This window comes from Frondihabitans sp. PhB161 (assembly GCF_003814635.1).
Classification (GTDB): Bacteria; Actinomycetota; Actinomycetes; order Actinomycetales; family Microbacteriaceae; genus Frondihabitans.
In genome coordinates, this window is record NZ_RKQW01000004.1 from 140,474 (window position 1) to 162,964 (window position 22,491).

The following is a 22,491-nucleotide window of genomic DNA, read 5'->3' on the forward strand; positions in this document are numbered from 1 at the left end:
TTTAAGCTAGCTTAACTTTGTGAGCGACTCCGAGACGACGACCCTGGCGCGCGAGCGCGGCCCGAAACCCGGTGCGCGCCCCGAGGCCCGACTGCTGTGGCTGCTGGGCCCCGCGTTCGTCGCTGCGATCGCCTACGTCGACCCTGGCAATGTCGCCGCGAACCTCACCGCCGGTGCCTCGTATGGCTACCTGCTCGTCTGGGTGCTCGTCGCCGCGAACGTGATGGCCGTGATCATCCAGTACCTGTCGGCGAAGCTCGGTCTCGTCACCGGCCGCAGCCTGCCCGAGCTGCTGGGGGAGCGGCTGCCTCGACGGCGACGGCTCCTCTTCTGGGCGCAGGCCGAGGTGATCGCCGCGGGTACCGACCTCGCCGAGGTGATCGGCGGCGCCATCGCGCTGCAGATCCTCTTCGGCGTTCCGCTACCCCTCGGCGGCCTGATCGTCGGCGTCGTCTCGATGGTGCTGCTGTCGATCCAGTCGCGTCGAGGGCAGCGACCGTTCGAGTTCGTGATCATCGCGCTCCTCGCAATCATCGCGATCGGGTTCCTCGCCGGGGTCGTCGTCAGCCCGGTCTCGTGGAGCGACGCGGCCGCGGGCATCGTGCCGCGCTTCGTGGGCACGCAGACGGTGCTGCTGGCCGCCAGCATGCTGGGGGCGACGGTGATGCCCCATGCCATCTACCTGCACTCGGGGCTCGCTCGCGACCGGCACGGCGCCACCCTCGAAGAGCCCAGGATCCGACGGCTCCTCAAAGCGACGCGCGTCGACGTCGTGCTCGCTCTTGTGCTCGCCGGCACGGTCAACGTCGCCATGCTGCTGCTCGCCGCCTCGAGCCTTCGCGGTGTCGACGGCACCGACACCATCGAGGGGGCCCACGCCGCCGTGGTGGCGGCTCTCGGCCCGGCCGTCGGGGTGATTTTCGGAGTCGGGCTCCTCGCGTCCGGCCTCGCCTCGACGTCGGTCGGGTGCTACGCCGGCTCCACGATCATGGCGGGGCTGCTGCACCTCCGCATTCCCCTCCTGGTGCGCCGAGTCGTCACCCTCATCCCGGCGCTGGTGATCCTGTCGACGGGATTCGAACCGACCCGGGCGCTCGTTCTCAGCCAGGTTTTGCTGAGCATCGGCATCCCGTTCGCGCTGGTGCCGCTGGTGAAGTACACCAGCGACCACTCGATCATGGGGGTGTTTGCAAACCACCGGATCCTGACCGTCGTCGCCTGGGTCGTTACTGCTTCGATCGGCCTGCTCAACGTGGTGCTCGTCGTGTTGACAGTGGCCGGGCCGTAGAGTCGACAGCCGTGGACACCGATTCGATCAGCTCCGTCGCCCAGGATTACGTCAAGGCGATCTGGGCGGCGACGGAGTGGGGCGATCCGCCGATCACGGCGAAGGGCCTCGCCGAGCGGTTCGGCACGACTCCCGCCAACGTCACCGACACGATGCGCCGGCTCGCAACCCAGGGCCTCGTCGACTACGAGCCCTATCGTCCGGTCAGTCTCACGCCTCGCGGAACGAGCTTCGCGCTCGACATGGTTCGGCGACACCGGCTGATCGAGACGTTTCTCGTCACCAGCCTCGGCTACGGCTGGAGCGAGGTGCACGACGAGGCGGAGCGGCTCGAGCACGCCGTGTCGACGACGCTGATCGATCGGATCGACGACTTCCTCGGGCGGCCCGTCGCCGACCCGCACGGCGATCCCATTCCGTCGCGGGAGGGGGCGACGGCCGTGCCGGGCGGTGCTCTGCGTCTGGCGGTGGCGCCACCGGGCGACTATCGCGTCGTGCGCGTCTCGGATGCCGACCCCCAGGAGCTGGTGCGAGCGGAGGAGTTCGGCCTCGTGCCCGGGGCCGTCGTGCGCGCGGGGGCTGATGCGGGTGCGGGTGTGGGCGATGTCTGGGTGGTTCCCGTCGCGCCGGCCGCTGCCGGGCCCGCAGCCTGACGCGATTCGCTTTGTCTAGCCCTGTGACCTTGCTGGGCGACCGCGCGTGAATCGGCCAAGGTCAAAGCGCCGCGGCGCGCGATGTCGGCCGATTCGCGCGACCTCGCACGGCAGAGCAGCTCACTACCGAAGCGCCCGCACGGACTCCCGCACGACGAGGGACGGCACGAACCGGGTCGGCGACGGAGCAGCAGGATCCCGCAGCACTTCGAGCAGATGCCCCATGATCTGGCGACCCAGCGCGTCGAAGTCCTGCTTCATCGTGGTCAACGGGGGAGTGAAGTACGCGGCCTCGGGGATGTCGTCGTAGCCGATCACGCTGATGTCGTCGGGCACGTGGATGCCGTCGCGCTCGAGCGTGTGCATGAAGCCGAGTGCCATCTGGTCGTTGGCGACGAACACGGCCGTGCCGCGATCGGACCGGGCGAGCAGTTCTGTGGCCGCGTCGGATCCTGAGTCGGGTGTCCAGGACCCCTGCAGGGGGCGGGGGGCCGCGATGCCGGCCTCACCGAGCTCGTCCCGCCAGCCGCGCAGGCGCTCGAGAGCGTCGAGGGAGTCGGAGGGCCCGGCCACGTGCTCGATGCGCGTATGGCCGAGGTCGATCAGGTGCCGAACCGCCAGGCGGGCACCGCGGTACTGGTCGAGCGAGACACTATGGAACCCGGGCCGACCGGCCGACTCGATCGTCAGCAGGGGGATGTCGAGGTCGATGCCCGAGAGCGCCTCAAGACTCGCGGTGCGGGCAGCGATCACGACGATGGCTTCGACGTTCTGTCGCACGAACTGCACGATCACGGAGCGAATGGACTCAGGATCCGACCCACCCGAGTTCGACATGGTCACGGTGTAGTTCGCTGGCCCCGCGGCCTCGCACAGGCCGATCGCGATGCTCGCCGGGCCGAAGTCGGCTGCTCCCGTGTTCAAGACCGCGATGGTGGCGGAGCGTCGGGTAACCAGGGCCCGCGCCGCGGGGGAGGGGGTGTAGCTCAGCTGCCGGATGGCGACCTCGACCTTCTCGCGGGTCGTCGGGCGGACGTTCGGCAGGTTGTTCAGCACGCGCGAGACGGTCTGGTGCGAGACCCCGGCCAGTCGCGCCACGTCGAAGATCGTCGCCTGTCGCGTCTTGAGTGCCTTCACGTGGTGTCCTTCGGGTGACATGTGATCGCTCACATCGGGCTGGCCGACGGGTGTCGGGTGAATCTCGGGTCGGGTCGTCCGACGAAAGGCGATCGGCCCCGAACGACGAGCGTTCGGGGCCGATAGACGGGGGTGGTGCGCTTCGCTACTTGATGGACGAGGCGGCGCGGCGCTTGTTGAAGACGTCGAACGCGACCGCGGCCAAGAGCACGAGCCCCTTAATGAGCGACTGATACTCGGTTCCGACGCCGAGGATCGACATTCCGTTGTTCAGGATTCCGATGATCAGACCACCGACGATGGCGCCCGGCACGGTACCGATACCACCTGTGACGGCAGCGCCACCGATGAAGACGGCCGCGATGGCGTCGAGCTCGAATCCGGTACCGGCCGACGGGCTGGCGAGGTTCAGCTGTCCGGTGAAGACCAGGCCGGCGAGAGCCGAGATGACACCCATGTTGACGAACAGGAGGAACGTGACGCGCTTCGTCTTGACACCCGAGAGGGCGGCGGCCTGGAGGTTGCCACCGATCGCATAGGTGTGGCGGCCGAAGACCGAGTTGCGCATGACCGAGGCGTAGATGATCACGAGCGCGCCGAGCACGACGAGGACGATCGGGGTTCCCGAGTAGCTGGCGAGCAGGAAGGCCACGTAGACGACGAGCGCCACGGTGAAGGCCATCTTGACGATGAACCACAGGAACGGTTCGTCTTCGAGCTCGTACTTGCGACGCACCGCACGACCGCGGAGACCCGACAGGATGATCGCGATCGCGGCCACCGCGCCGATGATGAGAGTCAGCGGCTCGTAGCCGCTTTCACCGATCGACGGGAGGAAGCCCGAGCCGAGGGCGCGGAACTGCGACGGGAAGGGCGAGATCTGCTGGTTCTGCAGGGCGATCTGCGCCGCTCCACGGAACGCGAGCATTCCGGCCAGGGTGACGATGAACGCCGGTATGCCGAAGTACGCCACCCAGAACCCCTGCCAGGCGCCGACGAGGGCTCCGAGGATGAGGCAGAGGATGATCGCGGCCCACCAGGGCAGACCCCACTGGGTGATCATGACACCGGACATGGCGCCGATGAACGCGACGACCGAACCGACCGAGAGGTCGATGTGGCCGGCGATGATGATCATCACCATGCCGATCGCGAGGATCAGGATGTAGCTGTTCTGGATCACCAGGTTCGACACGTTGATCGGACGGAGGGTGATGCCGTTGGTCGCGACCTGGAAGAACAGCACGATCACGATCAGCGCGATGAACAGGCCGATCTGACGGAGCTGGCCGGTCAGGTAGCTGACGGCTGAGCCGATCGGACCGGGCTGCTTGCCGGGGACCAGGTCTTGGCGGGGGGATTTGAGGTCAGATGTCGCGCTCATTGACCGGGGCCTCTCGTTCTTGAGTCATGTATTTAAGGAGGTACTCGGGGGTCGCCTGGTCACGGGGGACGTCCGCCGTGATGCGCCCTTCCGAGAGCGTGTAGATGCGGTCGCAGATGCCAAGCAGCTCGGGCAGCTCGGAGGAGATGACGATGACGCCCTTCCCCTGATCGGCGAGGCGGTTGATGATCGTGTAGATCTCGTACTTCGCGCCGACGTCGATGCCGCGGGTGGGCTCGTCGAGGATGAGGACCTCAGGATCCGAGTACATCCACTTCGAGAGGACGACCTTCTGCTGGTTGCCGCCCGACAGCTTGCCAGTCAGCACCGAGACGTTCGGAGCCTTGATGTTCATGTCTTTGCGGTACTTGTCGGCGACGGTCGTCTCTTTCGAGGCATCGACGAAGCCGAGGTGCTCGAGCTTGTTCAGCGCCGCACCGGAGATGTTCCGCTTGATGTCGTCGATCAGGTTGAGACCGTAGCGTTTGCGGTCTTCGGTGGCGTATGCCAGACCGTTCTTGATCGCATTCGAGACGGTGTTCGTCTTGATCGGCGTGCCCCGCTTGTAGACGGTGCCCGAGATGTTGGTGCCGTAGCTGTGGCCGAACACGCTCATCGCGAGCTCGGTGCGACCGGCGCCCATCAGGCCGGCGATACCGACGATTTCACCGGCGCGCACGTTGAGGTTGGCATGGTGCACGACCTCGCGGGTGGCGTCGAGGGGGTGGTGAACCGTCCAGTCCTCGATCCGCAGCAGCTCTTCGCCGATGCTCGGCGTGTGGTCGGGGTAGCGGCTCTCGAGGTCGCGGCCGACCATCGCCTTGATGATCCGGTCTTCCGAGACCTCGTCGCCGTGCATGTCGAGCGTCTCGATGGTCTTGCCATCGCGGATGATCGTGACCTTGTCGGCGATCGCCTTGATCTCGTTGAGCTTGTGGCTGATGATGATCGACGTGATGCCCTGGCCCTGCAGGCTCTTGATGAGGTCGAGCAGGTGAGCAGAGTCGTCGTCGTTCAGAGCGGCGGTCGGCTCGTCGAGGATCAGGATCTTGACCTTCTTGGAGAGCGCCTTCGCGATCTCGACCAGCTGCTGCTTGCCGACTCCGATGTCGACGATCTTCGTGATGGGGTTGTCGCGCAGACCGACCCGGGCAAGCAGCTTCGCCGCCTCGAGGTTGGTGTCGTTCCAGTCGATGAAGCCGCGCTTCGATCGCTCGTTGCCGAGGAAGATGTTCTCGGCGATCGACAGGAACGGGCTGAGGGCCAGCTCCTGGTGGATGATGACGACGCCCGCGTCTTCGGAGTCGTTGATGTTCTTGAAGTCGACGGGCTTGCCGTCGAGGAGGATCTGGCCGTCGAAGCTTCCGGCGGGGTAGACGCCGGAGAGCACCTTCATCAGCGTCGACTTGCCAGCGCCGTTTTCACCGCAGATCGCGTGGACCTGGCCGCGTTCGACCTCCAGAGTGACGTCTTGGAGGGCTTTGACGCCGGGGAAGGTCTTGGTGATCTCACGCATCTCGAGGATGGTGTTCGCCACAGGGGCTCCTTGCTCGGGTTCTGAGTGGGGATGTGGGGCAGAAGAGCGAGGCGGGCCGCGGAGTGCGCGGCCCGCCTCGCCCCGGGGCGACCTACTTGAGGTCGGCCTCGGTGTAGTAACCGCTGTCGATCAGGACCTTCTTGTAGTTGTCCTTGGTGACGACGGTGGGCTGGAACAGGAAGGTCGGAACGACCTTGACCTTGTTGTCGTACGTCTTCGTGTCGTTGACCTCGGGGGTCTTGCCGGTCAGCAGGTCGTCGGCCATCGTGACGGACTCGGTCGCCAGCTGGCGCGTGTCTTTGTAGATGGTGGAGTACTGCTCACCCGCGACGATCGACTTGACCGAAGCGGCCTCGGCGTCCTGGCCGGTGATGACCGGGAGCGGCTTCGACGACGTGCCGTAGCCGGCGCCCTGGAGCGCCGAGATGATGCCGATCGAGATGCCGTCGTAGGGCGAGAGGACGCCGTCGACGTTCTTTCCGCCGGAGTACGACTTCGCGATCAGGTTCTGCATGCGCGACTTGGCGGTTGCCGGGTCCCACTGCAGGGTTGCGGCCTGAGTGAAGCCGGTCTGGCCCGATCCGACGATGAGCGTGCCATCGGCGATGTAGGGCTTGAGGGTGTCCATCGCTCCGTTGAAGAAGAACGTGGCGTTGTTGTCGTCGGGGCTACCGGCGAAGAGCTCGATGTTGAGGCCCTTCTTGTCGCCGGTCTTCTTGCCGTCGGCGTCGAGGACGCCGAGTCCGGTCAGAAGGCTGGTGGCCTGGTCGACGCCGACCTTGTAGTTGTCGAACGAGACGTAGTAGTCGACGTTCTTGTTGCCCGTGAGGAGGCGGTCGTACGAGATGACCTTGATGCCGGCCTTCGCCGCCGCGTCGAGCTGGTCGCTGAGCGAGCCACCGTCGATCGAGGCCACGATGAGGACCTTGGCGCCCTTGGTGATCATGTTGCTGACCTGCTGCGCCTGGGTGGGGATCTTGTTGTCGGCGTACTCAAGGTCGACCTTGTAGCCCTTTTTCTCGAGGTCGCTCTTGACGGCGTTGCCGTCTTTGATCCAGCGCTCCGAGACCTTGGTGGGCATCGCGACGCCGACGAGGGCGCCCTTGTTGTCGTCGCCACCGGTGCTACCGGAGCCGCCGCGACCACCGGAGCAGGCGGCGAGGGAGAAAGCGAGTCCGATGGCTGCGACGCCGACGAAGAACTTCTTTGTCTTCATGTTGTTCCTTTTGTGTTGTGTGGTGTTGTTCGGGAGGTGGTGATCTGTGACTGCGAGATGGGGCAGCGCAGGGGTGCGCGACCCGGGTGAAGGTGGAGATGCGTGTGATCGCGGGTCTGCCTGGTGGCCGGACCGGAGCGAGCGAAGCGCGAGGAGTCTCAGGTGAAGACGAGTGTCGTCATGGCAAGACTCCAATGTCAAGGTGGCGATTCGGTCGTTGTGAGCGCTCACAAGCTGTGGGCAATCGTAAGCGGTATCGTCACCTGAACACAAACATCTGTGTCTCAATCAGGTAACGGCGGCGTCGCCGGAAAGGGGCGAGACCCGTGAGCGACCTTCCTCCGCCGGGTGCACCGGCGGGCTGGTACCCCGACGCCGACCCCGAGGTCGAGCGGTGGTGGGACGGCACGCGCTGGACCGATCGGACGCGGGCCGGATCCTCGTCGTCACCGGCTCCCTCATCACCCGATTCCGCTCCGCCCGATTCAGCCCCGGCCGCACCCGCCGCAACTCTCGTCGTCCGCGGCGTGACGGGGTACGTCGAGCTCGTCGGCGACACACTCCTGTATCGGTCAAAGCTCGACCGACCGCCCCTCCAGCGCATCGCTCTCAGCACCGTTTCCGAGGTGCTCGTGTCGAAGAACGGCGACACGTTCGACCTCCTCCTCGCGGATGCGCGCCCGCGTTCTCGGCCGAGTCTGTTCTCGGAGACATCGATCCGGCGGAGCAGCCGCACGACGCCAACCGAGTGGGGCGCCTTTCTCGAGGCCCTCGGTCTGGCCGTTCTCCGCGCGCGCCCCTAGGGGTACATGGTGACGCGCTCGACGCACCCCCGAATGTCCAGAAAACCCTCGTCTGCCAGGGGCGCCGTGGCCATCCGAGGGTGCGTCGCGCTTAGCTGGAGGGCATGAACGACGCCATTGTCACGCCGAGCGGGTTCGCCCATGTTCGCCTCACCGTCACCGACATCCACCGCAGCAAGGCCTTCTACGAGCAGCTGTTCGGCATGGCGCCGGGCAGCGACTTCAGCGACCAGATCGACGACCCGACCATTCACGACGACCCGTGGCGCACCTACGGCGGCTGCTCGTTCACCTTCCAGGGGCAGACGCTCGGCCTGCGTCCGGTGGCGAATCCGGGCGATACCTTCGATCCGAACCGGGTGGGGCTCGACCACGTGAGTTTCCGGGTGGCGAGCGTCGACGATCTGCACCGGGCGGCCGAGCGACTCTCGGAGGCCGGCATCGAGCACGGCGAGGTCACCGACCTGCCGACGTTCAACCAGGTGGTGCTGTCGCTGCAGGATCCCGACGACATCAACCTCGAGCTCAGCGCCCCACGACGCCCCTAGCGCCTAGCCCACCCCGCACCGACGCGTCGTACGAGCCCGTTGCGCTCGAAGGCCTCCAGCCAGCCGAGCATCGGCCATTCGCCCCAGGTGCGCGCGAACAGGGCACCGTTCCGCAGGATGTCGTCGAGGTGCGCGACCGGAGGCGAGGTGGTCGGGTGATGCTGGTGGTAGGCGTCGGCGCCGCCCACCCAGGCCAGCGGCACCCCGGCCGATCGCAGTCGGTAGGCGAAGTCGGTGTCTTCGCCGCCGTACCCCTCGAACGTCTCGTCGAACCGCGGCCCGGTACTCCACGCGGTTGCCGTCAGCGCGAACGACAGCGACCAGAACAGGCGGTAGTCGTCGGCCGGGGCCAGTACCACCTGGCCCCTGGGCGGTGTCGGGCGTGCCGCGTGGGGCGACCGGTGCCGGTCGAGGGCGGCCGGATCGAGGGAGTCGACGCCGGGCGGAAGGTACGTCACCGGCCCGCACAGCACGGCTTCCGGCTGCGCGGCCGCGGCGGCGGCGTAGGCGGAGAAGAGCGAAGGATCCGGCACGCAGTCGGCATCGAGGAACACGACGAGCCCGGCACCGTCTGCCACGGCGCGATCGGCGCCGGCGTTGCGGGCGGCGGCCAGGCGCAGGCCATCGGGCCCGGGCGGCACCGAGAGCACGACGTCGGCGTCGATGCCGGTGGGGGAGTCGTCGCCGAGCCAGACGAGGATCCGGCGCACCTCGCTCGACCGACCGACCACCGCCAGCTGGTTGTCGACGTGGGCCCGCCGGGCTGCCGAGGCCAGCGTCACCACGGCGATCGCCGGTGCCTGCGAGGGCACCGCCGAGTCGGTCGTGGACGCCGTCACCGCGACCACTCCTCTGCCAGGTCGAGGATCGCTGCCGCGGCGCGCTCGACCGCACCGGTCGTCTGCCAGGCCGACCACGTGGGATCCTGCGCTCGCGCCCGATCGAGCACCGACGGCCACTGCCACGCTTCGGGCCAGCCGCGCTCGACGACTGCGAGTCCGGCGTGCTCGAGGGCAGTCGCCATCTCGACCTGTTCGTCGAAGGGTCGCTGCTGCGGAATCACGATGCCGCGCGCGCCGGCCGCGGCCAGGTCGGCGATCGAGTTCTGACCGGCCCACGAGACGACGATCTCGGCCGACGAGAGCGCCTGCCACGGGTCGTCCTGCCAGTCTCGCCCGGGCCCGAGCACGGTGATCGTCTGTTCGGGCAGGGCCTCGTCGAGGGCTCGCAGGTCGTCGTCGCTGACGTCGCCGCCGCCCGACCCGAGCATCACCAGCACTCCCGATCGTGTGTCGTCGGACAGGGGCTGGCGGCCGTCGTAGCGAGAGATTCCGCCCGTGTGGACGACGTCGACGCCGTCGCCGAAGTCCGGCTGGGTGACGACGCCCGCGGGCCAGGGGGCGAGGATCCGACTGGCCGCCCGGAACGCCATCTTGTGCGCGTCGTCGGTGCGACGTCCGGGCTGCCCGACGAGCACCACGGGGATTCCCAGTAGGCGCACGAACAGGGTCACCTCGGCTGAGACATCGACGACGAAGGCGGCGACGGGGTGCTTCACGATCTCCGCAGCGATGTGGGCCAGCCGCGAGCGGTGCCCGCGATGGCCGAGCGGAGCCCAGTGCAGCAGACCCGCAGCGGTGGGGTCGGCGTCTGCCGGTTCGGAGAGGCTGCCGCCGGAGCCGGACTCGGCCAGGTCGTCACGGTCGAGCTGGATCCAGATGGTCCGATCGGGAAGGGGGCTCGGTGCTTCGAGAGTGCTGAAGCAGACCACGTCGGCGTCGAGCTGAGGGCGGATGGCGAGAAACCGAGTGATGTGCCCGTGGCCGTGATGGTGCACGTACCAGCCGATGGTCGGACGGCTCATGCGGCGGATGCTCGCTCGAGAGCACCGCTGTCGGAGTCGTCGCTGCCGTAGTCCGTCCGACCGTTCTCTATGAGGGCTTCGTCGGCGATAGCTTCGGCGAAGATCTGCTCGAGGGCCACGATGCGGCTGGAGAGCGAGAAGCGCAGGGCGGCGGCGTGACTCACCGTCGCCCGGAACGCGGGGTCGGCGTCGCTCTGGGCGATGAGTGCGGTCGCGGCTGCGGCGAGAGCGGCGACGTCGCCGACCGGAACCGTCGTGAGTCCGATCGACCCGACGGCGAGCTCGGTGATGCCGCCGATCGCGAATGCGGCGACGGGGGTTCCCGAGAGGAGTGCCTCCGGGGTGACCAGGCCGAAGGGCTCGTCCCACAGCGGCGTCGTCAGAGCGCACGCACTCCGACGAACGAGGCTCGCGAGCTCGGTCGTGCCGAGCGGTCCCACGTACTGCCGGTCGCCGTCGAGGAGGGGAGCGACCTCTTCGTCGAAGTACGTCTGATCGCCGATCCGGCCGGCGATCGTCAGCGGTCGTCCCATCAGATGGGCGGCCTGGAGCGCGAGGTGGGGTGCCTTTTCGTGGTTGATCCGGCCGAACCAGACCAGGCCTTCTCCGCCGTCGCCCCGGGGCCACACGTCGGTGTCGACGCCGTTGTGCAAGACCGCCGAGTGGACGCCCTCGACCGACCAGGTGCGAGACGTGTGTCCGCTCACCGCGAGGAACCGGCTGCCGCGCCCCCGACCGGTGGCGTGCGAGGCGACGAGCTCCGGCACGATGGGCGTGTGGAGAGTGGACACCATCGGCACGCCGATCTCTCCGGCGCGGGCGAGTGGAAGGCCGTGCAGGCAGTGGTTGACGACGATGTCGATGTCGCCGGCCGCGGCGCGCTCGGCCACCACGGCGAGAGCGCGGTCGAGAGCGGGCAGGGCGCGGCCGAGGTACCCCGGCGGGTAGGTGTCGTCAGCGGCTGCGGGGTCGCCGTGCCAGTCGACCGCGGGCAGCACGAACTGGCGCGGGCCGCCCTCGAGGTAGTCGGATCCTTCGGTTGCGATCAGTTCGACCCGGTGCCCGCGGGCACGAAGCAGTCGGATCTCGTTCCAGACGGCCGATTCCAGGCCTCCCGCGAAGGGAGCGTGGATCGGAAAGCGCAGGGGAGCGATCATGACGATGCGCAGAGTCACCGTCACGACCGCTCGGCCAGAAGATCGGAGTAGAGGTCGGCGTGGGCGCGCGCCGTCATCTCGTCGGTCGTGGTGCGCTCTTCAAGGCGACGAACGGCCAGATCGTGACGCGCCTCGCTGCCGGACTCGGGAGCCGAGTCGAGGAGACGCGCGATTGCGCCGGCCAGCGATTCGACGCGATCGCCGTCGAGGCCCTCTCGCGAGAAGCCCGCGATCGTCGCTTCGTCGTCGTGCTGCTCGCGGAGGTACCCGACATCGGGCACGGCGACGGCGACGCCGAGATCCCAGCAGAGTTCGAGCCAGCCCGAGTGGGTGCCCGAGTGATACGGCAGTACGCACACGTCGAGGTGCGCGAGGGCCTCCGCGAGAGCCTCGTCGTCGAGGCGGTCGTGTTCGATCAGCACGACGTCGGAGCGCTCCGCGCAGAGAAGACGAATCTGCTCCCGCTGCTCGTCGTCGCGCACACTCCGGTGCAGGCGGACTTCACCGGTGGTGCTGACACCCCGGTCTCGGAGGAGATCGAGCGCGCCGAGGAGGATTCGCACGGAGGCGGCCCCATCAACGCTCGGGCGCAGGTCTTTCAGATGGACTCCGATCACGGGAAGGTCGTGCGCGAGACCGCGGGACGGTTCGACGTCGTCGGGCAGGAGGCGCGGGTGGGGGAGCACGAGGGCCGTCCGGCCCCAACGCTCGGCGATCTCGCTCGCGGCGCCGGGAGTGAGGGTCACCACGGCGTCGACGAGAGGGAGTAGCGCGTCGAGCTGTCGGACGTGGGGTGCCTGGTCGACCAGCTGGGGATTCTCGAGGTCGTGCACGGTGTAGACGACCGGCCAGCCCGCGTCGTGAGCGGCATCCACTGCGGCAACGAGTTCGTCGACGGTGAACGACTCCAGGCCGAAGTGGAGGTGCAGCAGGTCGGCGTCGGAGCGGTGCGAGTCGATCCACCCGGAAGCCACGATCGCGGGCGGCCACCACTGGCCCGCCGGTGCACCCACGGGCTGAGGATCAGGTACAACCCGAACCTGCACTGGGGCACCGATCGGGGCTGCCAGAGCACGAGCGATGTAAGGATGACCTGCGGGTACGGAAGCGACGCAGAGGGTCTGCGTCATAGAGGCTCCGTAGGGGTCGAGTCGGCACCCCCGGTGGGCACTCTGTGCAGGCTACGCAGCGAATGTGAATTCGGATCTTTCTGTGTCTACCCCATTGACGAAGGGCCAGTGGCCGTGCAAGGTTCGCCCGAGTGTCTACTTCACCTCCCGCCCAGATCCTTGTCGGCCCACTCCACCACGGGGTCACGGAATACGCCCGAGAGACGGCGGAGGCGGTGGCTCGACTACAGACGGGTGGGGACGTCCACCATGTCGACTCGGCTGACGCTGCCGAGGCGCTCATCCATCGCTACGGCCGCGTTCACCTGCACGTCACCGACGGTCTCTACGGCGCCACGCTAGAGGAGGCGACCGCCCGCGTAGTGCGCCTCCTCGGGGCCGGGCGGGTCACGGTCACACTCCACGATGTCCCTCAGGCCTCCGACGGCGAGCGCAACGTGGCCCGGAGGTCGACGGCCTATCGGGCTATAGCCGACGCAGCGGCCGGCGTGGTGGTCAACAGCCACCACGAAGAGTCACTCGTGCACGAGCATCTCGGTGCCGACCTGCGGGTGTCCGTGATCCCGCTGGGCACCCGTCACCCCCTGTCGCCTCCTACTCCGAAAGTCCCGCCGACACCGGGCGCCCTCGAAGTGCTCCTCGCCGGCTACGTCTACCCGGGCAAGGGGCATGACGACGCAATCGAGGCGGCCGCCCTCGTGTCGGCGCGCACCGGCGCGTCGGCATCGGTCACGGCCCTCGGTGGCATCTCGCCCGGGCACGAGGTCGAAGCCGACCGGTTCGCGGCCCGAGCCACCGAACTGGGCGTCGACTTCACGGTAACCGGCTACCTCGAACCCGCCGAGTACCGTGCACGCTGCGTCACCGCGGGCATCCCCCTGGTCGCGCACCGGCACTACTCGGCGTCGCGCTCGCTCCTCGATTGGGCCGAGCAGGGGCGGAGACCCATCGTGGTCGACACCCGCTACACCCGCGAGATGGCCGCACTGCGCCCCGGAACCCTGCATCTGACCGCCCTCGATGACCTGGCCGACGCGATACAGGCGAGACATCAGGATCCGGCGTCCACGTTCCTCCACCCAGGCCACCCCATCGGGCCGACGCTCGATGATGCCGCCGCCTCGTACCTCACCTGGTGGGAGAGCATCGCGTGGTGACACCCTCCGCCGCTTCCAGGCCCCGGGGCATCGCTCTGCCGCGGAACGACTGGGACCGTCTCGACGGCGTGCGACCGGACGAGCCACCCCTCGTCTCGGTGATCATCGCCCATTACGAGCAGCAGAGCCAGCTCGACCGAACGCTCCTCGCGCTGCAGAGACAGGACCATCCGCCCGAGCGGCTCGAGATCATCGTGGTCGACGACGGATCGATCACGCCGCCGACTGTGCCGGACGGAGTCATCCTCATCGTGCAGGAGGACCGCGGGTTCCGGCTCGCAGCCGCCCGGAATGCGGGGGTGGCTCGGGCATCGGGCCGGATCCTGTGCTTTCTCGATGCCGATACCGCGCCCGAGCCGTCGTATCTGACCGAGTTGACGAGGCTTCCGGCGCTCGCACCCGACGTCGTGACGGTCGGACGCCGCCTGCATGCCGTGTTCGACGAGGTCGACGCCGACGCACGCATCGAAGTCGACGCGCCGCTGCTCGCGCTGCCCGCCCCGCGCTGGCTCGACGACGCCTACGCCCGCAGCCGCAACCTGCTCGACGCCGACGACCGCTCGTACCGGTTCGTGATCGGCGCGGTCGTCGCCTGCAGCGCCGAGCTGTTCGACGCCAGCGGCGGCTTCGACGAATCATTCGACCGCTACGGGGGAGAGGACTGGGAGTGGGCCTACCGCGCCTGGCTCGCCGGCGCCGTTCTCGCCCACGTGCCGACGGCGATCGCCTGGCACGACGGACCCGAGTGGTCGGGGCGCCCCGAAGCGGCGCTCGCGCGCAAGAACGAGGAGTCAGTGCGGCTCGCCGAGCTGATCCCGGTGCCGGGGTCGGGGCCTCGCGGGCTGCGCGGACGTTTCGCCGATGTGCTCGTCTCCGTGCCCGATGGCGTCACTGCGCCTGAGGAGGTCACCGGGTGGGATGCCGCGTGGTTCGTCACGCTCGACTCGCTGGCCGAGGCGTTGCCGCTGGCCGGGTTGCCCGGCGGCGGTTCGTCGAGTGCGATGTGCAGGATCCTCGTCGACGTCCTCCGCCCCCTCCGAGTCAGGGGCTCCGCGCTCGCCGAGGCCGTCGTCCGGCTCGGCGCCGAGTCGCTCGGATCGCTGGAGGTCGTGGATGCCGACGACGGCGAGCCGCTCTGCGTCGTGCGGTCGACGCGGGCCGCTGCCCGGGCGTCTCGCTGGGGGCAGGACGACCTGTTCGAGCGTGCGTCGGTCGTGCTGCCCGGCGTCGCGGCGCTCGACCCTGCCGCGGTCGACGTCGAGGCGTATCTCGGCGGCTGGGGGTAGCGGGCGCGCCCGGCGTCAGCGTGTCCCGCGCGGGGAGGCGACTCTCTCTGGAGGTGTTTTGCGCCGCATCAAATGTGATCGAAATCGAATCGCGAGTGCCCCTGCCCGTTTTGATTCGTGTCACATTTGATAGGAATCGAACCCCAGCCCGACGTGTTCGTTTCGATTCGCGTCGCATTCGAAGCGGCGCAAAACGTGCTGGGAAGTTGCCCGACCCGGGCCAGCGCGACCCCGACCGCCCCGACCCGAGGCCCGAACCACGACCTCGCAGCCCGCTTCGCTCGGCCCCGGGGGAGTAGACCCGAAGGCATGAAGAAACCCCTCGCCGTCCTGTTCGACATCGACGAGACCCTCGTCCACACCGGAGGATCCGGCGGCCGCAGTTGGAAGGCGGCGTTCCTCGACCTGTACGACATCCCGGCCGACATCGGCGCGCACACGTCGTCCGGAGAGACCGACCCCGAGGTCGGTAGCAAGACCTTCGAGGGCGTCCTCGGCCGCACGCCGCGCCCCGACGAGCTGTCGAAGCTCTATTCCCGCTACCTCTGGCATTTGTCCGACGACATCCGCACCTCCGACGGATATCGCGTCGAGCCGGGTGTGGATGACCTGCTCTCTCGCCTCACCGAGGCCGGAGTCGTCCTCGGCGTCATCTCGGGAGCGATGGAGGGCGCGGCCCGCACGAAGATGGAGCCGGGGCGCCTCGGCCGCTACTTCGTCTTCGGCGGCTACGGATCCGACTCGCCCGATCGCGACGAGGCCACCCGGGCCGCCATCCGCAAGGCCTCGCTGCTCGTCGGTCACGATCTGCAGCCCGACGAGGTGTTCGTCGTCGGCGACACCCCGCACGACATCACGTCGGCGCAAGCCGCCGGGGCTCAGGGTATCGGTGTCGCGACCGGGCACTTCTCGGCCGACGAGTTGCATGACGCCGGCGCCGACGCCGTGCTGACCGACCTGACGGAGCCCTTCCCGGGCCTGTAGCCCGGGGGACAATCCTCCGCGACACATCGGAGCGAAGGATCCCTCGCGGCGTACGTTCAGACCCACCATCCCTGCTACGCGAAGGAGCACTCTATGCCATTCCTCACCGTCCCCCAGGCCTCTGGCCCTGCAGTCGACCTCCACTACGAGGACTACGGCCAGGGCAAGCCCGTCGTCCTCATCCACGGCTGGCCGCTGAGCGGTCGCTCGTGGGAGGGCCAGGTTCCCGCCCTCGTCGAGGCCGGCCACCGCGTCATTACCTACGACCGCCGCGGTTTCGGCCAGTCGTCGCAGCCGTGGAACGGCTACGACTACGACACCTTCGCCGCCGACCTCAAGGCTGTGCTCGACGAGCTCGACCTGCAGGACGTCACCCTCATCGGCTTCTCGATGGGCGGCGGTGAACTGGCCCGCTTCGTCAGCCTCTACGGCACCGAGCGCATCGCCAAGCTCGTCTTCGCGAGCGCCGTGCCGCCGTACCTCTACAAGGCGAGCGACAACCCCGAGGGTGGCGTCGACGACGATCTCGCCGCGTGGTTCCACGACGGCATCGTGGGCGACCGACCCAAGTTCCTCAACGAGTTCGTCAAGATGTTCTTCACGGCCGGCAAGCCGTCGCTGATCAACAAGCCGCTCGTGAGCGACGAGCAGGTCGCCTACAACCTGGCGATCGCCGAGCTGGCCTCGCCCAAGGGCACCCTCGACTGCACCGTTGCCTTCGCCACGACGGACTTCCGCGACGACCTCACCAAGATCGACGTGCCGACGCTCGTCATCCACGGCGACTCCGACGCCATCGTCCCGTTCGAGGTAAGCGGCAAGCGCACTCACGAGGCCGTTGCGAACAGCGAGCTCGTCGTCATCGAGGGCGCTCCCCACGGTGTCACCGTGAGCCACAAAGACGAGTGGAACGAGCACGTGTTGGCGTTCCTGGCGAAGTAGACCCGCCCGACGCGAATCGATCCAAGGATTCCCGTTCCCTTCATCGCAGGCGATGGATCGAACGGGAATTCCTTGGATCGACGTGGTTAAGCCCTAGGCGACCGAGGCGTCCCAGTCGTCGGCTCGCTCGAGGTAGCCGCTGAGCCGGGCGAGAAAGTCGTCGCTCGGCCGGTACGACGAGTCAGCCGTTGCCTTCGTGTATTCGCCCTGGAGTTCCTCGAGCACCTGGTCGATCTGCAGCACCTCGAGGGCGTTGCGCTGGGCGTCGTCGAGTGCGACGAAGAATCCGATCGCGCGGTCGATGTCTGCTGGGCCCTGGTAGCTGTATTCGGACACGGTGCCTCCCGGTGTGCTCCTCGGGCGACCGTGATGCCGCCCGATACCGAGTCTGCTCCTAGCCCTGACGTCCTTTGCCGCGCGGGTTCAGCTTGTTGATGACGAACGTCCGTCCGCGACGGCGGACGACCTGCGCCCCGGGCAGCTTCTTGAGCGACGCGAGCGAGTTGCGGACCTTCATGGTGTTCCCTTCGGTGAAATGGCTAAGTGATAACCATTATCACCTAAGGTGGCTTTCATGCGCACAGTTCGCCCTCTTCACCTCACGCTCCTGAGCTCGCTGCGACCTCGGGCGGCAGGCGACCTCGCTCGGGCATTCACCGGGGCGAGTGTCGACGTCGCCGAGAGCGTCGCCGAGATCGGGTGGGACCTCCCCGACGAGAGCCCTGTCGCCGACATCCCCGCCGACAGCGCGGCTTTTGCCGCTGACCTGATCGACGACCTGCTCAGCCAGGTCGACCACGGCCTCTGCGGCGACATCGTCGTGCATCTCCCGTCGCGGGCGGATCCCGTCCAGGTCGGCCTCGTCGTCGGAGGTGTCTGCGACGCACGCGAACCGGACGAGACTCCGGTGCTCGTGCGCGACATCGTCACGGTGGTCTCGCTCCTCGACGTTCGCGCCTGGCTCTTCGCGGAGAGGGACGAGGATCCCGCACGCCCCGATTACGACACCGCCGAGCGCCTGGCAGCACAGATCGAATACGCGACCCTGCTGGTGGTCACAGATACGAGCGGTATCTCGCCGTCGCTCCTGAACGAGACGCTTGGCCTGCTGCGGCGACTCAACGTCGTGGCCCGCATCGTCCCGGTCGAACGCGCGACCCAGGCTCGGCGTCCAGCGGCGGCCGTCGTGCCGGGGGCGGCAGCGCTACTGGCGCAGAATCTCGGGTGGCAACGCGAGCTCTCCGACGGCAACCTGCTCGGGCGGGCCTCCACCGGCATCGACGCGGTCGTCTTTCGCGAGCCGCTGCCGTTCCACCCCGGGCGGTTGGCCGAGGCGGTCGCCGCGGAATTCGGGCAGCGACCCCGATCGATCCTGCGCTCGCGCGGACTGGCGCGACTGGCCTCGAGACCGTTCGCCGTCGGATCCTGGGCTTCGGCCGGTGACGTGTTCTCGCTCGATCCGACTTCGATCGACAGCTGGGATTCGGACGCGCCGCTCGGGCAGGAGCTGGTGTTCTACGGGCGAGACCTCGACGCCGCTGCGCTGACCGACGAACTCGGACGCTGTCTGCTCACGCCGGACGAGCTGCTCGGCGGCCCGATGCTCTGGGCGCGGTTCGACGATCCGCTGCCCGCGTGGGAGCTGCCGCACCGGCACTGAGCGGCGGTGCCCCTTATCGCCCGGCCCGTGCAAATTTGAAGGAAAAACGCGCCTCGGCCTGCCACTTCATGCCGATCGGCGGGGGTCGCCCCGAGGTTTTTCCTTCGAATTCGGCAGCGCCCCGGCGCGAAGCGTCAGTCGAGGGGAGCGACGTAGGTGCGGAACTCCCCGCGCTCGGAGTGCAGCCCCCAGATCGTGTCGGCGATCGTGGCCGGCTCGTGCGAGGGCTCGCCGCCACCGATCCCGCGGGGGATGATCAGCTGAGCGACGTGGATGTTCTCGGGAGCGACAGCCTCATGCAACAGCTCGACGTAGGCGCTCTCGGCGGCGAACGCGACCGATGTGCCGGTGACGGCGTCGCGCGGACGCACTGCGCTGGCGCCGTTCACGAAGATCATCGTGCCGCCCTTGAGCGCACGCATGCCAGGCAACACCTGCCGAGCCGCCGTCACCGGCCCGTAGACCGAGAACTCGATCGGCCCGACCAGATCGTCGGCGACCGTCTCGAGTGTGGGGCGCATGTACTCCTTGGCCGGAAGCGGGCTGTACTGGAGCACTTCGATCGGACCGAGCTGCTCGGTGGCATTGACGAGCGCGGCCTGAAGGGATGCGGTGTCGCGCACGTTGGCAGCGAATCCCTGGGCGGTGAGTCCCTCCGACGTCAGCGTGGCGGCGAGGTCGTCGAGACGGCTCTGGTTGCGCGAGATGAGGGCGATGGAGAAGCCTTCGCGGCCGAAGCGGCGGGCGACCGCTGCTCCGAGCCCCGGGCCGGCTCCGATGATGGCGATGGTGGTCACGTGGGTGTCCTTTCGAGTGGATCGGCGGTCGACGGTAGTCGCTCGCCTGGGTGCCGCCCGAGAGCTGGCCCCAGCCCCCGCGTGCAAATTCGAAGGAGAAACCCGAGCCCAGGAACACAAACATCAGGATTCGCCGGGGTCTGCAGCACGGATCTCCTTCAAATTCGGGAGCAGCCCGAGGGGGAGTAGCCCGAGGGGGGAGCAGCCCGAGGTCAGCGGCGCAGCGCCTTCCGTGCCAGCGCGTTCCCGGCGAACTGACCGAGCTGCACGATCACGACGATCACCGCCACCGTGATGTACACGACCGGCCAGTTGTAGCGCTGCGAACCGTAGGCCACGGCGAAGTCGCCGAGCCCGCCGCCGCCAAGGATCCCGGCCTGCGCGCTCATGTCGACGATGCCCACGAAGATGAACGTGTAGCCGAGGATCAGCGGCCCGAGCCCCTCCGGGATCAGCACGGTGAAGATGATCCGCACCGGCCCCGCGCCGACCGCGCGGGCGGCCTCGATCACACCGGGGTCGATTCCGACGAGACTCTGCTCGACGATCCGCGACACGGCGAAGGCGGCGGCGAGCGACAGCGCGAAGGCGGCGGCGTTCGGCCCGATCGTGGTGCCGACGACCTGGGTCGTGAGCGGCTGGATCGCGGCGATGAAGATCACGAAGGGGATCGGGCGCACGATGTTCACGACGACGTTGAGCACGGTGAAGACCGCGCGGTTCGACAGGAGGTTTCCGGGGCGGAACACGTACAGGCCGATACCGAGGGCGAGACCGAGGATCCCGGCGACCACGATCGACACGACCACCATGAACAGGGTCTGGCCGATCGCCGTGATGAAGACGTCGGTGTTGCTGAGGAAGAAGTCCATCAGTTCTCCTCGATCCAGTCGATGCCGCGCGCGGTGAGGTCGGCGAGGGCCGCGTCGATCCGGGCGTCGTCACCGCTGAGCTCATAGGTCAAGGCGCCGACCGGTCGCTGCTGCAATTCGCTGATGCCACCGAAGATGAGGTCGGCGGCGACGTCCTGGCCCGTGAATGCGGAGGTGACCACCCCGATGAAGCCGGGAATCTCGGCGACCTGCACCGTCGCGATCCTGCCGTCGTGGTTCTGCCGAAGGCGCGTCAGCGTCTCGGGCGAGGGGCGGTCCTGCAGAACCGACCGGACGAAGCGGGCGGCCGCCGGCGTCGTCGGCTTCGAGAACACGTCGTAGACCGGTCCGCTCTCGACGATGCGGCCGGAATCCATCACGGCGACACGGTCGGCGATGGCGCGGATGGCGTCCATCTCGTGGGTGATGACGATGATCGTCACGCCGAGATCGCGATTGACCTTCTTCAGCAGCGCGAGCACATCGGCGGTGGTCTCGGGGTCGAGAGCGCTGGTCGCCTCGTCGGCGAGGAGCAGTCGGGGGTTGGTGGCGAGAGCCCGTGCGATGCCGACGCGTTGCTTCTGGCCGCCCGAGAGCTGTTCGGGGTAGCTGTGGGCACGGTCGAGCAGGCCGACGAAGTCGAGGAGCTCGGCGGTGCGGGCATCGCGCTCCGCCTTGCCGAGGCCCGCCACGCGTAGCGGGTACGCCACGTTGCCGGCGACCGTGCGCGAGCGGAACAGGTTGAACTGTTGGAAGATCATGCCGATGCCCTGCCGCACCGCACGGAGGGACCGCTCGGGTAGGGCGGTCAGCTCGCTGTCGCCAACGAACACCCGCCCGCTCGTGGGGAGCTCGAGCGCGTTGATCAACCGCACCAGCGTCGACTTGCCGGCGCCGGAGTAGCCGATCACGCCGACGATCTCGCCCTCGTTGACCGTGAGCGAGACGTCATCGACCGCAGTGCGCCGCCCGGCCGGGGTGTCGTAGACCTTGCTGACACCCTCGAGCCGGACGAGCGGAGTCGAAACCGCAGACGTCACTACTTCGCTGCTGCTTTCGCGTCGGACTCGACTGTGGCGAGCTCCTTCTGCAGGTCGGCGGCGGAGGTGTCGCGGAACACCGCAGTGTCGTTGTTGGCCTCCTGGACCCCCTTCTCGACGCTGGCCGTGTGGTAGAGCTTCGCGAGGTCGAGGTAGAGGGAGTTGTTCTTGTCTTTGTTCTGGGCGACGAAGACATTGACGTAGGGAGCTGCGCTCGTCGACGACGGGTCGTCTTTGAAGATCGCCTCGTCTTTCTGGAACCCGGCCTGAGTGGCGAAGTTCTGGTTGACGATGGCGGCGGCGACGGAGTTGCTCTTGAGGGCGTTGGCGGTCTGCGAAGCGTCGAGGGCCGTGACGTCGACCTTCTTCGTCTCGATGTCGGTCACGGTCGAGAAGGCGTTACCTCCGTCTTTCAGTGTGATTAGGTCGGCGGCCTGGAGCACCAGGAGGCCGCGAGCCTCGTTCACGGCGTCGTTCGGGATCGCGACTTTGGAACCTTCGGGGAGTTCGGACGGCGTGGAGTACTTCGTCGAGTAAAGCGGCAGCGGGTAGACGGCTGTGGCGCCGATCGGCTGCAGGTCGCTCCCGGTGGTCACGTTGTAGTTGGCCAGGTACTGGATGTGCTGGAACTCGTTGAGGTCGGTCTGCCCCTGGCTGAGTGCCGGGTTGGGCTGGCTGTAGTCGGAGAAGTTCACCAGCTTGATCGTGACGTTGTACTTGTCTTTGGCGAGGGTCGAGTAGGTCTTCCAGTACGGCTCGGAGGCATCGGCGACACCGATCGAGACGGTCTTCGGTGCGGCACCCGAGGCGCTGTCGTCGGTGGCGATCGAGCGCTTAACGACGATGAGCACGATCACGACGGCGATCACGACGATCGCCGCAATTATGCCGGTCACGAGCGGTCGACGGCTTCGCTCGCGGGCGGGGAGCTGGGGTGCAGACATGGGGGCCTCTTTCGATGCGGGGCGGGGCGGCGGAGCCCGGTGTGAGCGGGGAATGGTCTCGTGCTGATCCGAGGCCTCAACCCTGCCCGCTG

General features: G+C 67.9%; 23 protein-coding genes. 9 read left to right on the top strand and 14 right to left on the bottom strand.

Annotated features, from left to right (window positions below; translation table 11 throughout):
- Positions 1 to 19 precede the first annotated feature (19 nt).
- A complete protein-coding gene (locus tag EDF39_RS15390) occupies positions 20 to 1,288 on the top strand; it encodes an Nramp family divalent metal transporter (RefSeq protein WP_370275199.1) in 1,269 nt (422 codons plus the stop codon).
- Positions 1,289 to 1,299: 11 nt separating this feature from the next.
- Positions 1,300 to 1,941, top strand: coding sequence for a metal-dependent transcriptional regulator (locus EDF39_RS15395; RefSeq protein ID WP_123944489.1), 642 nt, complete (start codon positions 1,300 to 1,302; stop codon positions 1,939 to 1,941).
- Positions 1,942 to 2,064: 123 nt separating this feature from the next.
- Here the strand turns inward: EDF39_RS15395 and EDF39_RS15400 are convergent, their stop codons facing one another.
- The 4 genes from EDF39_RS15400 to chvE form a co-directional block, all read right to left on the bottom strand.
- Positions 2,065 to 3,099, bottom strand: coding sequence for a LacI family DNA-binding transcriptional regulator (locus EDF39_RS15400; RefSeq protein WP_123944491.1), 1,035 nt, complete (start codon positions 3,097 to 3,099; stop codon positions 2,065 to 2,067).
- Between the two features lie 124 nt (positions 3,100 to 3,223).
- Positions 3,224 to 4,462, bottom strand: coding sequence for a multiple monosaccharide ABC transporter permease (gene mmsB / locus EDF39_RS15405; RefSeq protein WP_123944493.1), 1,239 nt, complete (start codon positions 4,460 to 4,462; stop codon positions 3,224 to 3,226).
- A complete protein-coding gene (mmsA, locus tag EDF39_RS15410) occupies positions 4,446 to 5,999 on the bottom strand; it encodes a multiple monosaccharide ABC transporter ATP-binding protein (protein WP_123944495.1) in 1,554 nt (517 codons plus the stop codon). Before mmsA ends, mmsB begins: the two co-directional genes overlap by 17 nt.
- A gap of 91 nt (positions 6,000 to 6,090) precedes the next feature.
- Entirely contained in the window at positions 6,091 to 7,215 is a 1,125-nt protein-coding gene (chvE, locus tag EDF39_RS15415) for a multiple monosaccharide ABC transporter substrate-binding protein (protein ID WP_123944497.1), read from the bottom strand.
- Positions 7,216 to 7,541: 326 nt separating this feature from the next.
- Between chvE and EDF39_RS15420 the strand changes: the two genes are divergently transcribed.
- Both EDF39_RS15420 and EDF39_RS15425 read left to right on the top strand, forming a co-directional pair.
- Positions 7,542 to 8,018, top strand: a complete 477-nt coding sequence (locus EDF39_RS15420) for a DUF2510 domain-containing protein (protein ID WP_123944499.1) — start codon at positions 7,542 to 7,544, stop codon at positions 8,016 to 8,018.
- A gap of 104 nt (positions 8,019 to 8,122) precedes the next feature.
- Complete coding sequence (locus tag EDF39_RS15425) at positions 8,123 to 8,566, top strand: VOC family protein (RefSeq protein WP_123944501.1); 444 nt, start codon at positions 8,123 to 8,125, stop codon at positions 8,564 to 8,566.
- Here EDF39_RS15425 and EDF39_RS15430 read toward each other — a convergent pair.
- From EDF39_RS15430 to EDF39_RS15445, 4 genes are read right to left on the bottom strand one after another with little or no spacing between them, the layout of a single operon-like run.
- Complete coding sequence (locus EDF39_RS15430; protein WP_233573162.1) at positions 8,563 to 9,405, bottom strand: glycosyltransferase family 2 protein; 843 nt, start codon at positions 9,403 to 9,405, stop codon at positions 8,563 to 8,565. The genes EDF39_RS15425 and EDF39_RS15430 overlap by 4 nt on opposite strands.
- Entirely contained in the window at positions 9,402 to 10,430 is a 1,029-nt protein-coding gene (locus tag EDF39_RS15435) for a glycosyltransferase (RefSeq protein WP_123944503.1), read from the bottom strand. Before EDF39_RS15435 ends, EDF39_RS15430 begins: the two co-directional genes overlap by 4 nt.
- The gene (locus tag EDF39_RS15440) at positions 10,427 to 11,611 is read right to left on the bottom strand and encodes a glycosyltransferase (protein WP_233573163.1); all 1,185 of its coding nucleotides are present in this window, start codon (positions 11,609 to 11,611) and stop codon (positions 10,427 to 10,429) included. The genes EDF39_RS15435 and EDF39_RS15440 overlap by 4 nt, the downstream gene beginning before the upstream one ends.
- Positions 11,608 to 12,717 carry a hypothetical protein gene (locus EDF39_RS15445; RefSeq protein WP_123944505.1) on the bottom strand — a complete coding sequence of 370 codons (1,110 nt, stop codon included), beginning with the start codon at positions 12,715 to 12,717 and terminating at the stop codon, positions 11,608 to 11,610. The genes EDF39_RS15440 and EDF39_RS15445 overlap by 4 nt, the downstream gene beginning before the upstream one ends.
- A 131-nt stretch (positions 12,718 to 12,848) precedes the next feature.
- On the opposite strand from EDF39_RS15445, the gene EDF39_RS15450 reads away from it, so the two are divergent.
- From EDF39_RS15450 to EDF39_RS15465, 4 genes are all read left to right on the top strand, one after another.
- Positions 12,849 to 13,874, top strand: coding sequence for a hypothetical protein (locus EDF39_RS15450; protein ID WP_123944507.1), 1,026 nt, complete (start codon positions 12,849 to 12,851; stop codon positions 13,872 to 13,874).
- The gene (locus EDF39_RS15455; protein ID WP_123944509.1) at positions 13,871 to 15,160 is read left to right on the top strand and encodes a glycosyltransferase; all 1,290 of its coding nucleotides are present in this window, start codon (positions 13,871 to 13,873) and stop codon (positions 15,158 to 15,160) included. The genes EDF39_RS15450 and EDF39_RS15455 overlap by 4 nt, the downstream gene beginning before the upstream one ends.
- Before the next feature lie 309 nt (positions 15,161 to 15,469).
- Positions 15,470 to 16,144, top strand: coding sequence for an HAD family hydrolase (locus EDF39_RS15460; RefSeq protein ID WP_123944511.1), 675 nt, complete (start codon positions 15,470 to 15,472; stop codon positions 16,142 to 16,144).
- 93 nt (positions 16,145 to 16,237) lie between these two features.
- On the top strand, positions 16,238 to 17,086 hold the full coding sequence (locus tag EDF39_RS15465; RefSeq protein ID WP_123944513.1) for an alpha/beta fold hydrolase: 849 nt from the start codon (positions 16,238 to 16,240) through the stop codon (positions 17,084 to 17,086).
- Positions 17,087 to 17,179: 93 nt separating this feature from the next.
- On the opposite strand, the gene EDF39_RS15470 is transcribed toward EDF39_RS15465, so the two are convergent.
- On the bottom strand, positions 17,180 to 17,422 hold the full coding sequence (locus EDF39_RS15470) for a hypothetical protein (RefSeq protein ID WP_123944515.1): 243 nt from the start codon (positions 17,420 to 17,422) through the stop codon (positions 17,180 to 17,182).
- 58 nt (positions 17,423 to 17,480) lie between these two features.
- Positions 17,481 to 17,603, bottom strand: coding sequence for a ribosomal protein bL36 (locus tag EDF39_RS15475; protein ID WP_055958990.1), 123 nt, complete (start codon positions 17,601 to 17,603; stop codon positions 17,481 to 17,483).
- 57 nt (positions 17,604 to 17,660) lie between these two features.
- Between EDF39_RS15475 and EDF39_RS15480 the strand changes: the two genes are divergently transcribed.
- Positions 17,661 to 18,746, top strand: coding sequence for a GTP-binding protein (locus tag EDF39_RS15480; RefSeq protein WP_123944517.1), 1,086 nt, complete (start codon positions 17,661 to 17,663; stop codon positions 18,744 to 18,746).
- 134 nt (positions 18,747 to 18,880) lie between these two features.
- Here the strand turns inward: EDF39_RS15480 and EDF39_RS15485 are convergent, their stop codons facing one another.
- From EDF39_RS15485 to EDF39_RS15500, 4 genes are all read right to left on the bottom strand, one after another.
- The gene (locus EDF39_RS15485) at positions 18,881 to 19,543 is read right to left on the bottom strand and encodes an SDR family NAD(P)-dependent oxidoreductase (RefSeq protein WP_123944519.1); all 663 of its coding nucleotides are present in this window, start codon (positions 19,541 to 19,543) and stop codon (positions 18,881 to 18,883) included.
- 212 nt (positions 19,544 to 19,755) lie between these two features.
- Positions 19,756 to 20,415 carry a methionine ABC transporter permease gene (locus tag EDF39_RS15490; protein WP_123944521.1) on the bottom strand — a complete coding sequence of 220 codons (660 nt, stop codon included), beginning with the start codon at positions 20,413 to 20,415 and terminating at the stop codon, positions 19,756 to 19,758.
- Positions 20,415 to 21,455: a methionine ABC transporter ATP-binding protein gene (locus EDF39_RS15495; RefSeq protein ID WP_123944523.1), complete on the bottom strand. Its 1,041-nt coding sequence runs from the start codon at positions 21,453 to 21,455 to the stop codon at positions 20,415 to 20,417. The genes EDF39_RS15490 and EDF39_RS15495 overlap by 1 nt, the downstream gene beginning before the upstream one ends.
- Positions 21,455 to 22,399: a MetQ/NlpA family ABC transporter substrate-binding protein gene (locus tag EDF39_RS15500; protein ID WP_123944525.1), complete on the bottom strand. Its 945-nt coding sequence runs from the start codon at positions 22,397 to 22,399 to the stop codon at positions 21,455 to 21,457. Before EDF39_RS15500 ends, EDF39_RS15495 begins: the two co-directional genes overlap by 1 nt.
- Between the last annotated feature and the right edge of the window lie 92 nt (positions 22,400 to 22,491).